13 protein-coding genes are annotated in these 14,658 nt (G+C 74.3%); 8 read left to right on the forward strand and 5 right to left on the reverse strand.

The genetic code is table 11. The features are described from left to right. Window positions 1–622: 622 nt before the first annotated feature. From H1A17_RS30590 to H1A17_RS30610, 5 genes are all read left to right on the forward strand, one after another. Complete coding sequence (locus tag H1A17_RS30590; protein ID WP_194823519.1) at window positions 623–2,686, forward strand: M4 family metallopeptidase; 2,064 nt, start codon at window positions 623–625, stop codon at window positions 2,684–2,686. Window positions 2,687–2,888: 202 nt separating this feature from the next. Beyond that, window positions 2,889–3,314 carry a molybdopterin-binding protein gene (locus tag H1A17_RS30595; protein ID WP_145919896.1) on the forward strand — a complete coding sequence of 142 codons (426 nt, stop codon included), beginning with the start codon at window positions 2,889–2,891 and terminating at the stop codon, window positions 3,312–3,314. 131 nt (window positions 3,315–3,445) lie between these two features. Beyond that, window positions 3,446–4,234, forward strand: coding sequence for a molybdate ABC transporter substrate-binding protein (gene modA, locus H1A17_RS30600; RefSeq protein ID WP_145922824.1), 789 nt, complete (start codon window positions 3,446–3,448; stop codon window positions 4,232–4,234). Beyond that, complete coding sequence (locus H1A17_RS30605; protein WP_370517086.1) at window positions 4,210–5,040, forward strand: ABC transporter permease; 831 nt, start codon at window positions 4,210–4,212, stop codon at window positions 5,038–5,040. The genes modA and H1A17_RS30605 overlap by 25 nt, the downstream gene beginning before the upstream one ends. Next, window positions 5,037–6,104 (forward strand): ABC transporter ATP-binding protein, encoded by a 1,068-nt coding sequence (locus H1A17_RS30610; protein WP_370516909.1) that lies wholly within the window; start codon window positions 5,037–5,039, stop codon window positions 6,102–6,104. The genes H1A17_RS30605 and H1A17_RS30610 overlap by 4 nt, the downstream gene beginning before the upstream one ends. 3 nt (window positions 6,105–6,107) lie before the next feature. Here H1A17_RS30610 and nhaA read toward each other — a convergent pair whose 3' ends face one another. From nhaA to H1A17_RS30630, 4 genes are all read right to left on the reverse strand, one after another. Then, complete coding sequence (gene nhaA, locus H1A17_RS30615) at window positions 6,108–7,454, reverse strand: Na+/H+ antiporter NhaA (protein WP_194823520.1); 1,347 nt, start codon at window positions 7,452–7,454, stop codon at window positions 6,108–6,110. Window positions 7,455–7,615: 161 nt separating this feature from the next. After that, complete coding sequence (htpG, locus tag H1A17_RS30620) at window positions 7,616–9,517, reverse strand: molecular chaperone HtpG (RefSeq protein WP_194823521.1); 1,902 nt, start codon at window positions 9,515–9,517, stop codon at window positions 7,616–7,618. 65 nt (window positions 9,518–9,582) lie between these two features. After that, a complete protein-coding gene (locus H1A17_RS30625) occupies window positions 9,583–10,251 on the reverse strand; it encodes a class I SAM-dependent methyltransferase (protein ID WP_194823522.1) in 669 nt (222 codons plus the stop codon). 99 nt (window positions 10,252–10,350) lie between these two features. Beyond that, on the reverse strand, window positions 10,351–10,890 hold the full coding sequence (locus H1A17_RS30630; RefSeq protein WP_194823523.1) for a DinB family protein: 540 nt from the start codon (window positions 10,888–10,890) through the stop codon (window positions 10,351–10,353). Window positions 10,891–10,974: 84 nt separating this feature from the next. On the opposite strand from H1A17_RS30630, the gene smpB reads away from it, so the two are divergent. Continuing rightward, window positions 10,975–11,478, forward strand: a complete 504-nt coding sequence (gene smpB, locus H1A17_RS30635) for an SsrA-binding protein SmpB (RefSeq protein WP_145919889.1) — start codon at window positions 10,975–10,977, stop codon at window positions 11,476–11,478. A gap of 31 nt (window positions 11,479–11,509) precedes the next feature. On the opposite strand, the gene H1A17_RS30640 is transcribed toward smpB, so the two are convergent. Further along, window positions 11,510–12,361: a hypothetical protein gene (locus H1A17_RS30640; protein WP_194823524.1), complete on the reverse strand. Its 852-nt coding sequence runs from the start codon at window positions 12,359–12,361 to the stop codon at window positions 11,510–11,512. 237 nt (window positions 12,362–12,598) lie between these two features. On the opposite strand from H1A17_RS30640, the gene H1A17_RS30645 reads away from it, so the two are divergent. After that, a complete protein-coding gene (locus H1A17_RS30645; RefSeq protein ID WP_145919887.1) occupies window positions 12,599–13,171 on the forward strand; it encodes a helix-turn-helix domain-containing protein in 573 nt (190 codons plus the stop codon). Further along, window positions 13,168–14,433 (forward strand): MFS transporter, encoded by a 1,266-nt coding sequence (locus H1A17_RS30650; protein WP_309236906.1) that lies wholly within the window; start codon window positions 13,168–13,170, stop codon window positions 14,431–14,433. The genes H1A17_RS30645 and H1A17_RS30650 overlap by 4 nt, the downstream gene beginning before the upstream one ends. The last annotated feature ends 225 nt before the right edge of the window (window positions 14,434–14,658 follow it).

Consider the following 14,658-nt stretch of genomic DNA (forward strand, 5'->3'; position numbering starts at 1 on the left):
CGTGTGCTCTTCCGATCTCGCGGTGCCGGCGACGGCGGCGGTCGCGGTCAGCGCGGCGACCGCCCGGCGACCGGTGGTGATCCGTCGCTTGGCCCGTCGGGCGGCCTGCGACCAGTCGCCCTGCCCCCGCCAGACCTGCCCGGCGGCCAGCGATGCGTCGATGTCCGGCACAGCCGCATGGTAGGCGATCGACGCCCATCCGACTCGTGCCCGAGGGGCCGAGCACGACGGACATGACGACGTTGTCGTACTGCTGGTCGACCGGGTGTATGCGCATCCGGCGCGCGTTCCGGCGAAAACCCGCAACTGGGGCGGTCGGCCGGCACGAGATCGACGGGGATCACCTGTTCAGACCGGGGTGGCCGACGATCGTTCATCACCTGGCAAAAGCGGTTTCGGCAGCCTGGACGCATGGTTGCCCGGGTCAACCCATTGATATGGGTGCCTGCCCGTGTGATCGTGCCTCCAGCAGTCGCCAACCCCCGGCGACACGCGACGGACAGTCACCCCCACCGGGCCCGCCGGCAGCCCGGAGACCACCCGTCGCGGCCATGCCTCATGCAGCACCGGCGCGCGACCCCACCGGGCACCGCGACGCCGCCCGAGAACAGGAGCATCCCCCTTGACGCTCTCACCCCGTTTCGTCGCGCTCTCCGGCGCGGTCGCGGCCGGCCTGATCGCCGCGGGCACCGCCGCAGCGGTCCAGGCCGCGCCGTCCCACCCCGTCCCCGACCCGGCCCAGGCCCGGGCCGCCGCCGTCGGCGCGGCCAGCTCGCTGGTCGCCAGCCGTCCCGCCTACCTGCACGCCAGCGCCGACGACGCGTTCGTGCAACGGCCGGTCATCGCCTCCGAGGGCATCCAGTACGTCCCCTACGAACGCACCTACAAGGGCCTGCGCGTGGTCGGCGGCGACTTCGTCCTGGCGACCACCGCCACCGGCGAGGTCACCTACGCCTCCGTCGCCCAGCAGCAGAGCATCGGGAACCTGTCCACCACGCCGAAGCTCACCGCCGCCGCGGCCGAGCGGACCGCCCGCGCCCAACTGCGGAAGGTCAGCGGCGTCGAGGGCACCACGCTCGTCGTGCACACCCTCGGCGCGCGGCCCACGCTGGCCTGGGAGACCACCGTCACCGGCACCGGCGCGGACGGCCCCAGCCGGCTGACCGTCGACGTGGACGCCGCCACCGGCGCGGTGCTGGACACCCAGGAGCACGTCGTGCGGGGCACCGGCACCGGCGTGTGGAACGGGCCGGTCACCCTGAACACCACCCTGTCGGGCAGCACCTACTCGCTGAAGGACCCGAGCATCACCAACCTGAGCTGCCAGGACGCCGCGAACAACACCACCTTCTCCGGCCCGGACGACGTCTGGGGCAACGGCACCGGCACCAACAAGGAGACCGGCTGCGTCGACGCCCTGTTCTCGGCGCAGACCGAGCACAAGATGCTGTCGCAGTGGCTGGGCCGCAACGGCGCGAACGGCAGCGGTGGCGCGTGGCCCATCCGGGTCGGCCTCAACGACCAGAACGCCTACTACGACGGCTCGCAGGTGCAGATCGGCAAGAACACCGCCGGGCAGTGGATCGGCTCGCTCGACGTGGTGGCCCACGAGATCGGTCACGGCATCGACGACACCACCCCCGGCGGCATCTCCCGGGGCAACACCCAGGAGTTCGTCGCCGACACGTTCGGCGCGGCCACCGAGTGGTTCGCCAACGAGCCGTCCACCTACGACGCGCCGGACTTCCTCGTCGGCGAGAAGATCAACCTGGTCGGCAGCGGCCCGATCCGCAACATGTACAACCCGTCCGCGCTCGGCGACGCGAACTGCTACTCCAGCAGCATCCCGAGCCAGGAGGTGCACGCGGCGGCCGGCCCGGGCAACCACTGGTTCTACCTGCTGGCCATGGGCAGCAACCCGACCAACGGGCAGCCGACCAGCCCGACCTGCAACAGCAGCACCGTGACCGGCCTGGGCATCCAGAAGGCCATCAAGATCATGTACAACGCGATGCTGCTCAAGACGACGACCTCGTCGTACCTGAAGTACCGCACCTGGACGTTGCAGGCCGCCAAGACCCTGTACCCGGGCAGCTGCACCGAGTTCAACACGGTCAAGGCCGCCTGGGACGCGGTGAGCGTGCCGGCGCAGTCCGGCGACCCGACCTGCACCGGCGGCACCCCGACGCCCACCCCGACCGCGACCTCCACCCCGACGCCCACCCCGACCTCGGGCGGCTGCTCGGGCCAGAAGCTGACCAACCCCGGCTTCGAGTCCGGCGCCACCGGCTGGACCGCCACCTCGGGCGTGATCACCTCGTCGGCCAGCCAGGCCGCGCACGGTGGCTCGTACAAGGCGTGGCTCAACGGGTACGGCTCCACCCACACCGACACCGTCACCCAGTCGGTGGCCATCCCGGCCGGTTGCCGGGCCACCCTGTCCTTCTGGCTGCACATCGACACGGCCGAGTCGGGCAGCACGGCGTACGACAAGCTGACCGTCAAGGCCGGCAGCACCACCCTGGCGACGTACTCCAACGTCAACGCCGCCAGCGGCTACGTGCAGCGCAGCTTCGACGTGTCCGCGCTGGCGGGCAGCACCGTCACCATCTCGTTCAGCGGGGTGGAGGACAGCAGCCTCCAGACGTCCTTCGTGGTGGACGACACCGCGCTCACCCTGAGCTGACCCTCCCACCGCCGGCAGCGGCCGGTCGTCGCCACCCGCGACGGCCGGCCGTCGGCGTGTCCACCCCCGCCACTCCCCCGGGCCCGGCCCGGGTCCACCCCGCCGGCACCCGCGACTGCGGGCCGGAAGCGGCGTCACCACTCGCGTCCGCGAGGTGGAAACCACCTTCCGGTGGGCAGATGCGGGCGACTAGGGTGACCGGGTGAGCGTGTTCCGGATCAGTGAGGCCGCCGAGTTGCTCGGGGTCAGCGCCGACACCGTGCGGCGCTGGGTGGACGCCGGCCGGCTGCCCGCCCGGCGGGACGCCCACGGCCACCGGCTCGTCGACGGCGTGGACCTGGCCGGCTTCGTCCGCGCCCAGTCCGCCGCCCCCGACGAGGGGGCCGAGTTCTCCTCGGCCCGCAACCGGCTGCGCGGGATCGTCACCGCCGTCGTCCGGGACACCGTGATGGCCCAGGTCGACATCCAGGCCGGGCCGTTCCGGATCGTCTCGCTGATGAGCCGCGAGGCCGTCGACGAGCTGGACCTGCGGGTCGGCTCGGTGGCCGTCGCCGTGATCAAGTCGACCACCGTCGTGGTGGAGCGTCCCGCGCCCACCGGCCCCACCAGGGGAAGGACCGACCCGTGACCCGACCCGCCGGCGGACCGCCCGCCCTGCCCCGCCGCCCTGCCACCGGCCCGACCGCCCCGCCCCGCCCCGGCACCGCCGGGCCGACCGGCGCTGCTGCGGCCACCCGACCGCGCGGCGGCAGCCGCCCGATGGGCCGGCGGAGCCGCGCCGGGGTCCTCCCCCTCGTGGCGGCCCTCCTCGCCCTGGCCGGATGCGGGGCCGGGACCACCGCGCCGGCCACCGACGGTGAACCGCGCGGCACGCTGACCGTCTTCGCCGCCGCGTCGCTGACCGAGTCGTTCACCACCCTCGGCCGGCGGTTCGAGGCCGAACACCCGGGCACGACGGTCACCTTCAACTTCGCCGGCAGCTCCGCCCTGGCCACCCAGATCACCCAGGGCGCGCCCGCCGACGTGTTCGCCTCGGCCGCCCCGAGGAACATGGCCACCGTCACCGACGCCGGGCACGCCGCCGGTGCCCCCGCCGTCTTCGCCCGCAACCAGCTCGTCATCGCCGTGCCGCAGGGCAATCCGCAGCGCCTCGCCGGGCTGGCCGACCTGACCCGGCCGGGGTTGAAGGTCGCGCTGTGCGCCGCCCAGGTGCCGTGCGGGGCGGCGGCGACCACCGCCCTGGACGCGGCCGGCGTACGGGTCACCCCGGTCACCCTCGAACAGGACGTCAAGGGCGCACTGGCCAAGGTGAAACTCGGCGAGGTCGACGCGGCGCTGGTCTACCGCACCGACGCCCGCGCGGCCGACCGGGAGGTCGACGGCATCGAGTTCCCCGAGTCCGCCCGCGCCGGCAACGACTACCCGATCGTGGTGCTGGCCGACGCGCCGAACCCCACCGCCGCCCACGCCTTCGTCGCGCTGGTCCGGTCCGCACCCGGCCGGGCCGTCCTCACCGACGCCGGATTCCAGCCACCGGCAGGCCCGTGACCGCGTCCATCCGCCGACGCGGCACCGGTCAACGGGTGCCGGTCGCGCTGCTCGTACCGGCCGCCGTGGGGTTGCTGTTCCTGGTGCTGCCGCTGGGCGGGCTGCTGCTGCGCACCCCGTGGACGTCGCTGGGACCACGCCTCACCGCGCCCGGGGTGCTCACCGCGCTGCGGCTGTCGGTGCAGTGCGCCACCCTCGCCACGCTGCTCTGCCTGGCGCTGGGCGTACCTCTGGCGTGGTTGCTGGCCCGGGTGGAGTTTCCCGGCCGGCGGCTGGTCCGGGCGCTGGTCACCGTGCCGCTGGTGCTGCCGCCGGTGGTCGGCGGGGTGGCACTGTTGCTGGTCTTCGGTCGACGCGGGCCGGTCGGCGGCTGGCTGGACGCCACCTTCGGCGTCACGCTGCCGTTCACCACCACCGGCGTGGTGCTCGCCGAGGCGTTCGTGGCGATGCCGTTCCTGATCATCGCGGTGGAGGGGGCGCTGCGCGGCGTCGACCACCGCTACGAGGAGGCCGCCGCCACCCTGGGCGCGGGCCGGTGGACCACCTTCACCCGGGTCACCCTGCCGCTGGTCGCCCCCGGCGTCGCCGCCGGGGCGGTGCTGTGCTGGGCCCGCGCGCTCGGCGAGTTCGGCGCGACCATCACCTTCGCCGGCAACTATCCGGGCCGGACCCAGACCATGCCGCTCGCGGTCTACCTGGCCCTGGAGACCGACCTGGAGGCCGCCGTGGTGCTCAGCCTGGTGCTGCTCACCGTCTCGGTGGTGATCCTCGCCGGGCTGCGCGACCGGTGGATCAGCGGCCCGTGACACCGCCACTGCTCGACGGGCACCTGGTCGTCGACCGGGCCGGGTTCCGGCTGGACGTCCGGCTGCACGTCGCCGCCGGGGAGGTGGTCGCGCTGCTCGGGCCGAACGGCGCCGGCAAGACCACCGCGCTGCGCGCCCTCGCCGGGCTGCACCCGCTCAGCGCCGGACGGCTACGCCTCGACTCGACGGTGCTGGACCAGCCGGACGCGCGGCGGTTCGTCCGGCCGGAGCGGCGGCCCGTCGGCGTGGTGTTCCAGGACTACCTGCTCTTCCCGCACCTGACCGCCCGGGACAACGTCGCGTTCGGTCCCCGCCGGCAGGGCCTGCCCCGGCGGGCCGCCCGTGCGCGGGCCGACCGGTGGCTGGACCGGGTGGGCCTGGCCGGGTACGCCGGGCGGCGGCCCCGGCAGCTCTCCGGCGGGCAGGCCCAGCGGGTCGCCCTGGCCCGCGCGCTCGCCGTCCACCCGACCCTGCTGCTGCTCGACGAGCCGCTGGCCGCGCTCGACGCCCGCACCCGGCTGGACACCCGCGCCGAACTGCACCGTCACCTCACCGACCACGCCGGGGCGGCCGTGCTGGTCACCCACGACCCGCTGGACGCCCTGGCGCTGGCCGACCGGCTGGTCATCGTCGAGGACGGCCGGGTGGTCCAGGAGGGCGACGCGGCGACGGTCACCGGCCGGCCGCGCACCGACTACGTCGCCCGGCTGGTCGGGCTGAACCTGCACCGGGGCCGGGCCGACGGGCGGCGGGTCCGGCTCGCCGACGGGTTCACCGTGCCGACCGCCGACCGGCTCGACGGCGACGCCTTCGTGGTCTTCGCGCCCACCGCCGTGCGCCTGCATCCGCACCGCCCCGACGACACCGCCGGGCACCGCTGGCCGGCCACCGTCGCCGGGGTGCACCGGCACGGCGACCACCTGCGGGTGCAGCTCACCGGGGTGCTCGACACCGTCGCCGACGTCACCCCCGCCGTCGCCGCCGGGCTGCGGCTGCTCCCCGGGCAGCAGGTCTGGGCGAGCGTGGCGGCCGGCGACACCCGGGCGTACCCGGTCGGGCCCTGACGGTCACCTCGGGCCGGGCGGGCCGTCGCCGGCGTCGGCGGGTGGCGTCGGCTGGAAGACGTCCGGCACGCCGTCGCGGTCCAGGTCGACGCTCTCGGCCTCGTGCACCCGCCGGTAGACCCGGCTGCGGGCGCGCAGGATGACGCTGGCCAGCAGGGCCGACACCAGCGAACCGGCGAGCACCGCCACCTTGGCGTGGTCGTCGCGGGCGCTGCCCAGCCCGAAGGCCAGTTCCCCGATCAGCAGCGAGACGGTGAAGCCGATCCCGCCGAGCAGCGCGAGCCCGAGCGCGTCGAGCCAGTTGAGGCCCTCGTCGGGGTCGGCCCGGGTGAACCGGGACACCAGCCAGGTCGCGGTCAGGATGCCGACCGGTTTGCCGACGACCAGGCCGACGGCGATGCCCACCGCGACCCGGTCGGTCAACGCGGTGGCCAGCCCGGCGAGCCCTCCGACGGTGACCCCGGCGGAGAGGAACGCGAAGACCGGCACGGCGATGCCGGCGGAGATCGGCCGCACCCGGTGCTCGAAGTGCTCGGCCAGGCCGGGCCCGGCGTCCGGGCCGCCGGCCGCGGCGCTGCGCAGCACCGGCACGGTGAAGGCGAGCAGGACGCCGGCCACGGTGGCGTGCACCCCCGACTCGTGCACCAGCACCCAGGTGAGGACGGCGAACGGCAGCAGCAGCCACCACGACCGGACCCGGCGCTGAACCAGGAACGCGAAGGCGGCGAGCGGCAGCAGCGCGCCCAGCAGCGGGGCGACGGACAGGTCCGAGGTGTAGAAGACCGCGATGATCATGATGGCGAGCAGGTCGTCGACCACCGCCAGGGTGAGCAGGAAGGTGCGCAGCGCCGACGGCAGGAAACGGCCCACCACGGCGAGCACCGCCAGGGCGAACGCGATGTCGGTGGCGGTCGGGATGGCCCAGCCCCGGCCTGCGCCGTCGCCCGCCCCGGCGGCGATCAGGTAATACAGCACAGCGGGCACGATCACCCCGCCGACGGCAGCCGCCACCGGCACCGCCGCCCGTCGGGGATCACGCAGGTCACCGGCGACGAACTCGCGTTTGAGCTCCAGTCCGGCGACGAAGAAGAACACGGCCAGCAGACCGTCCGCGGCCCAGGTCGCCACGCTCAGGTCGAGGTGCAGCGCGGCCGGGCCGACGGTGACGTCCCGCAGCGCCTGGTACGACCCCGACCAGGGGGAATTGGACCAGACCAGCGCGATGAGCGCCCCGGCGAGCAGGAGCGCCCCGCCGACGGTCTCCCGGCGGAGGATGGCCGAGATCCGGCTGGTCTCGCTCCAGGAGCGGCGGGCGAACAGGCTGGGGCCTCGCCGGGTGGCGTTGGTCACGGAAACTCCTCGTCGGCAGGGATCGCGTCATCCACCGCCGACCAGACTTCCCGGCACACCTGGGGCAACCCTATCCGCTGCGGCCGCCGACCGCCGGGCGGCTGCGTGCCGACCCCCGTCGCTCCCGGCCGGGTGGGTGCCCGGCCGGGAGCGGAGGCGGATCAGAGGGTACGGGCCAACCGGTCGGCGAGCAGCCGGGCGAACCGGGCCGGGTCGGCCAGGTCGCCGCCCTCGGCGAGCAGCGCCGTGCCGTAGAGCAGCTCGGCGGTCTCGGTCAGCGCCGCACTGTCGTCGCCGCGCTGGTGGGCGACGCGCAGGCCGGTGACCAGCGGGTGGGTCGGGTTGAGTTCGAGGATGCGCTTGACCGGGGGCAGTTCCTGCCCCATCGCCCGGTACATCTTCTCCAGGGTCGGGGTGATGTCGTGCGCGTCGCCGACGATGCACGCGGGCGAGGTGGTCAGCCGGGACGAGAGCCGGACCTCCTTGACGGTGTCGGCGAGCGCCCCGCCGAGGAAGGTGAGCAGCTCGGCGTACTCCTTGTTCTGCTGCTCCCGGGCGACCTCGGTGTCCTTGCGTTCCTGCTCGGTCTCCAGGTCGACCTGGCCCTTGGCGATGGAGCGCAGCGGCTTGCCGTCGAACTGGCCGACCCGTTCCACCCACACCTCGTCGACCGGGTCGGTGAGCAGCAGCACCTCGTAGCCCTTGGCCCGGAACGCCTCCAGGTGCGGGGAGTTCTCCAGCATGGTGCGGTTCTCGCCGGTGGCGTAGTAGATCTCGGTCTGGCCGTCCTTCATCCGCTCCACGTACCCGCCCAGCGTGGTGGGCTCGGTGTCGTGGTGGGTGGAGGCCACCGACAGCAGGTCGAGGATGGTCTCGGTGTTGTCCGGGTCCTCCAGCAGACCCTCCTTGACCACCCGGCCGAACTCGCCCCAGAAGGTGGCGAACCGCTCCGGGTTGCCGGTGCGCATGTCCTTGACCGTGGCGAGCACCTTGCGGACCAGCCGGCGGCGGACGATCTGGATCTGCCGGTCCTGCTGGAGGATCTCCCGGGAGATGTTCAGCGACAGGTCGTGGGCGTCCACCACGCCCTTGACGAAGCGCAGGTAGTTCGGCATCAGCGCGGCGCAGTCGTCCATCACGAAGACCCGCTTGACGTAGAGCTGCACCCCGCGCCGGCCGTCGGCCTGGTAGAGGTCGTACGGCGCGTGCGCGGGCAGGAACAGCAGCGCCTCGTACTCGAAGGTGCCCTCCCCGCGCATGTGGATGGTCTCCAGCGGGTCGGTCCAGTCGTGGCTGACGTGCCGGTAGAAGTCCCGGTACTCCTCCTCGGCGACCTCGTCGCGGGGGCGGGCCCAGAGCGCCTTGCGGGAGTTGAGCGTCTCCTCGGTGGGTTCGCCGCCGTCGACGCCCGGCACGGTGGTGCGGATCGGCCAGGCGATGAAGTCCGAGTACCGCTTGACGATCTGCCGGACCGTGGCGAGGTCGGCGTAGTCGTGCAGGTTGTCCTCGTCGTCGGCGGGCTTGAGGTGCACGGTGACCGAGGTGCCCTGCGGGGCGTCGTCGACGGTCTCCACCACGTAGGTGCCCTCGCCGGTGGACTCCCAGCGGGTGCCCTCGGTCTGCCCGGCCCGCCGGGTGAGCAGGGTGACCCGGTCGGCGACCATGAACGTCGAGTAGAACCCGACGCCGAACTGGCCGATCAGCTCGCCGCCGGCGCTCTCCTTGGACTCCTTGAGCTTGCGCAGCAGCTCAGCGGTGCCGGAGCGGGCGATGGTGCCGATCAGCGAGACGACGTCCTCGCGGGACATGCCGACGCCGTTGTCCCGGACGGTGAGGGTCCGGGCCTCCGGGTCGGTCACCAGCTCGATGTGCAGGTCAGAGGTGTCGACGTCGAGGTCGGAGTCGACAAGCGACTCCAGCCGGAGCTTGTCCAACGCGTCGGAGGCGTTGGAGATCAGCTCGCGCAGGAAGACGTCCTTGTGCGAGTAGATGGAATGCACCATCAGTTGCAGCAGCTGGCGTGTCTCCGCCTGGAACTCCAGCGTCTCGGTCCGACTGCTCACACCAACCTCCTCGTACGGGTGGGCCAGATCCGCGCAACAGGATACGAGGTGCCGTGGCGGCCCGGTCACGCCCGGTCGTCGTCCCGACGGACCAGCAGGCAGGCCTGCGGGGTGCGTTCGGTGGCGCCGTCGAACTCCTGCGGGGCCCGGCACATCCGGGCCCGCTCCGGCAGCCCGGCGGCGTGCAGCAACGCCGCCACGTGGTCCGGCTGGCGGCGACGGAACGCCAGCGAGACCGGGTCGCCCCACGCCTCGGTGTAGCGGACCGTCTCGTCGCCGACCTGGAAGGCGAGCAGCGCGTGCCCGCCGGGGGCGAGGACCCGGTGGAACTCGGCGAAGACCCGGGGCAGCCACCCGTCGGGTACGTGGATGACGCTGTACCAGGCGACCAGGCCGGCGAGGACCCCGTCGGCCACCGGCAGGTCCAGCATGGACCCCTCGACGAAACGCAGCCCCGGATGGGCCAGCCGGCCCTGGGCCAGCATCCCCGGGGACAGGTCGAGCCCGGTGACGGCCAGGTCGAGGGCGCGCAGGTGAGCGGTGATCCGGCCGGGGCCGCAGCCGACGTCGAGCACCGGGCCGCCCCCGCCGGCCAGGACGGTCTCGGCGAACGCGGCGAGCATGGCCCGGTCGACCGGGCGGGCGGCGAGTTCGGTCCGGAACCGGGTGGCGTACCCGGCGGCCATCGTGTCGTAGGAGGCGCGGGTCTCGGCGAGGAAGTCGGCGTCGGTCACGGCCGGGGACCCTACCGGCCGGGCGGCTCCGCCGGAGGGTGCGCCACCCCGACCGGACCCGCTCCGACATCGACTTCGGTCGCGACGTCGCCTCGCGGGTCAGCGGGGGGTCGCCGGGCGGGTGACGTCGTGCACGTGGTGCACCACGTCGTGCAGGAAGTAGACGGCGAAGCGGCCCACGGTGAACACCGAACCGTTGCTGCGCCGGCCCGGGCGGGCCCGCTGCGCGGGCGTGACGGCGTCGAACGCGGCGGCGGTCGACTCGGCCTGCGCGGCGAGTTCCCCGGCCACCCGGGCCGGCGCCTGGTGGAAGTAGTCGTCCTCGACGGCGGTGGCGTCCTGGTCCCAGTTGGGGAAGACCGGGTCGTCCTCGTCGAGCATCAGCGCCAGCCGCCCCCGGAAGATCCGGCAGGTGTCCCGCACGTGGCAGGCGTACTCCACCGGCGACCAGACGGTCGGCGCGGGCCGCCGGGTCGCGTCGGGCCGGGACAGCACCTCCCGCCACACCGGGACGGTGGCGCGCAGCCGGTCCCCGGTGGCGTCGGCCCGCTGCGGCACGAAGCCGCACTCGGCGCACCCGTCGTCGATGACGGCGGTCCAGTCCCGGTCCTCCGGCGTGATCGCCGCCCACTCCGACATGCGGCGATCCTGCCACGCGGGTGCCGGGCCGGCGTCGGCGGTAGGGTGTACGCCGCTGGCAGATCCGGGCGGGGGGTGGTCGTGGTGTCGCGGGACGCGGAGCGTAGGCCCATCGCCGTCAACAGGAAGGCCCGCCACGACTACACGGTGCTGAAGACCTACGAGGCGGGCATCGTGCTGGCCGGCACCGAGGTGAAGTCGCTGCGCGAGGGGCGGGTGTCGCTGGTCGACGCGTTCGCCCAGGAGAGCGACGGCGAGATCCTGCTGTACGGCCTGCACATCGCCGAGTACGGCTACGGCACCTGGACCAACCACCAGCCCCGGCGGACCCGCAAGCTGCTGCTGCACCGGGTGGAGATCGCCCGCATCCTGGAGAAGTTGCGCGACCCGGGGATCACCCTGGTGCCGCTGTCGATGTACTTCAGCAACGGCTGGGCCAAGGTCGAGGTCGGGCTGGCCCGGGGCCGCCGCTCGTACGACAAGCGGCAGGTGCTCGCCGAACGCGACGCCAACCGGGAGATCGCCCGGGAGTTGGGCCGCCGGCTCAAGGGTCGGCGGCCGGCCGGCGAGGGCCGACGGCCGGGCTGACCCGGTCGACGTTCGCCGGTGCCCTGTGGGCTCAGCCGGGGGCGTCGTCCGCTGCGGCGGTGTCGGCGGTGCCCGGGGCGCCGGCCAGCACGATCGCGGCGGCCACGGTGGTCAGGGTGGCCAGGACCGCCCACGGCAGCCAGCCGGGGCGGACCCCGTCGCCGAGCAGCAGCACCCCGGCGACCGACGGGACGACGATCTCGACCGCCCAGAGCACGGCGGTGACCGGCCCGACCTGCCCGTGGCGCAGCGCGTGCGCGTAGAGGATCGTCCCGGTCACCCCGGAGACGACCAGGCCCCAGGTGACCGGCTCCTTCAGCAGGTCCCAGGCCGCCGTGCCGGGGTGGCCCAGCGGGTCGGGTGGCGGGATGAGCGCCCGCGCGCACAGCGCGGTGATCCCCCAGGCGAGACCGGCCAGGGTGGCGGCGACGACCGGCCGGGCGACCCGTAGGGCGGCGAGGCCGGCGATCGCGGTCAGCACCGCCGCGCCGGCCAGGCCGACCCGGAGCGCCGCCGACGCGGTGACCGGCGGTTCGGGGCCGGCGGCCAGCGAGATGACGGTGAGGGCGGCGACGGTGAGCAGGATCGCCCCGGTGTCCCGGCGGCGTAGTCGCGCACCGAGCACGATCCGGGCGACGACCACGGTGACGGCCAGCGAGCCGGCGGTGACCGACTGGACCGCGTACACGGGGAGTTTCTGGAGGGCGACCAGGGAGGCGAGCCAGGCCAGCGTGTCGCAGCCGAGGCCGACGAGGTAGAGCGGGTGGCCGAGGGCGCGCAGGGTGCTGGCCCCGCGTCGGGCCCCGACGGCCTGCAGGACCGAGCCGACGCCGTAGCCGAACGCCGCGCCGAGGGCGAAGGTCAGTGCCAGGCCGGCCGTCACCCCCCGCCCCCGGTTCCCGGCCCGGTGGACGCCACCGGCCCGGTTGCGGTGGTCACCGCCGGCTCGGTCATCGGCACCGCCTCTGTTCCTGGTCCCGGCCGGGTCCGCGTCAGCCGTCGCTCCGTCGCATTGTCCCCGGCCTGTCCGCGCCCCGCAGCGCGTCGCCGTCCCCGGCGCGCCGGCCACAATTCCACAAGACTTCTTGTACTTCATGTCTTGTGCTTTTAGGGTGGGCGCATGACCGAGGAACCCACCCGGCACCTGACCGATCCCCGGGCGATGCGCGCGCTGGCCCACCCGACCCGGCTGCGGCTGCTCGGCGAGCTGCGGGTGCGGGGCCCGCGCAGCGTCGGCATGCTCAGCGACGCCGTCGACGAGGCGGTCGGCTCGGTCAGCTACCACCTGGGCAAGCTGGCCGAGCACGGCTTCGTCGAGGAGGCCCCCGAGCACGCCCGGGACCGCCGGGAACGCTGGTGGCGGGCGACCCACGCGCGGACGTCCTGGGAGCCGGTCGAGGCGCTCGCCGACCCGGAACGGCGGGCCGCCTCCGACCTGCTGCGCCGCGCCGTCCTCGACCGGTACGCGGAACGCCTCGGTCACTACCTCGACGTCGAGGCGACCCTCGACCCGCAGTGGGTGCGCGGCACCGCCAGCGCCGACTCCTGGCTGCACCTGACCAGCGACGAGCTGATCGAGCTGCGGGCCGACCTGGAGGCGCTGGCCGCCCGCTGGCGGGACCGCAGCGACCCGGACCGGCCGGGGGCCGCCTCCGTGTCGTTGATCTACCACGCCTTCCGGGACCCGCGGTGACGTCGCCGCGCCGCCGCGCTCCCCTGGTCGGCCTGCTGCTCGGTCACGCCGTCTCGCTCACCGGCAACATGCTCACCCTGATCGCGCTGCCGCTGTACGTGCTCGCCACGACCGGCTCGCCCGCCGCGACCGGCCTCACCGGCGCGGTCGCCACCGTGCCGGTGGTGCTCGGCGGCGCCCTCGGCGGGGTGCTGGTGGACCGGATCGGCTACCGCCGGGCCAGCATCCTGGCCGACGTGGTCTCCGGGCTGACGGTGGCGGCCGTGCCACTGCTCGACGCCACGGTCGGCCTGCCGTTCTGGGCCCTGCTCGGGCTGGTCTTCGCCAGCGGCCTGCTCGACACCCCGGGGCAGACCGCCCGCAACGCGCTGCTGCCGGAGGCGGCCACCGCCGCCGGGGTGCCGCTGGAGCGGGCGGTCGGCTGGTACGAGGCGACCGAACGCAGCGCCCGGCTGGTCGGCGCGCCGGTGGCCGGGCTGCTCGTGACCGCCCTCGGCGCGCTCCCGGTGCTGGCCGTGGACGCCGCCACCTTCGCGGTCTCCGCGCTGGTCGTGGCGCTGCTGGTGCCCCGGTCGCTGCGCCCGGCCGAGTCGACCGGACCGACCGGGGGCGGCTACTGGCGGGACTTCGCCGTCGGGGTGCGCTTCCTGACCCGGGAGCCGCTGCTGCGGGCGGTGGTGCTGCTCGTGCTGGTGACCAACTTCTTCGACGCGACGAAGAGCAACGTGCTGCTGCCGGTGGTGGCCGACCGGGACCTCGGCGGGGCCACCGCGTTCGGCCTGCTGGTCGGCGCGATGGGTGGCGGCGCGCTGGTCGGGTCGCTGCTGTTCAGCGCGGTCGGTCACCGGCTGCCCCGCCGGGCCACCTTCGTCACCGCCTTCGCCGTCGCCGGTGGGCCACCCTTCTGGGTGCTGGCCGCCGCGCCGCCGTTGCCCTGGATCGTCGCGGTCTTCGCCCTGTCCGGATTCGCCGCCGGGGCGATCAACCCGCTGCTCGGCGCGGTGGAGTTGGAACGGGTGCCGGCCCACCTGCGGGCCCGGGTGTTCGGGGTGATCGGGGCCGGCTGCTGGGCCGGCATCCCGCTGGGCGCGCTCGCCGCCGGGGTGGCCGTGGACGGCTTCGGCACCACGCCCACCCTGCTCACCGTGGGCGTCTGCTACCTGCTGGTGGTGCTCACCCCGCTGCTCGGCGGCCCGTGGCGCACGATGAACCGCCCGACCGCCCCCGCCCACCCGGCACAGACCCCCGCACCGGTCAGCTGAGCAGCGCCCGGCCGGCCCCAAGTCCCGTTCTCGGTGATCAAGAGGTTCGCGTCAGCTTCGATCTTCAGGTTGACGCAAACCTCTTGATCAGTTGACGCAAACTTCTTGATCACCGGGGAGGGCGGGCGGGAGGGGCGGGGCGCGAGGGGGCGCGGCGCGGGTGGCACCGCACTGGGCGGCGGGCGGGGCGCGGGGCGGAACTGGCCCGGGCGGCGGGCGGGGCGT

Origin of the sequence: Micromonospora sp. S-DT3-3-22, from assembly GCF_015354745.1 — a bacterium.
Lineage (GTDB): Bacteria > Actinomycetota > Actinomycetes > Mycobacteriales > Micromonosporaceae > Micromonospora > Micromonospora wenchangensis.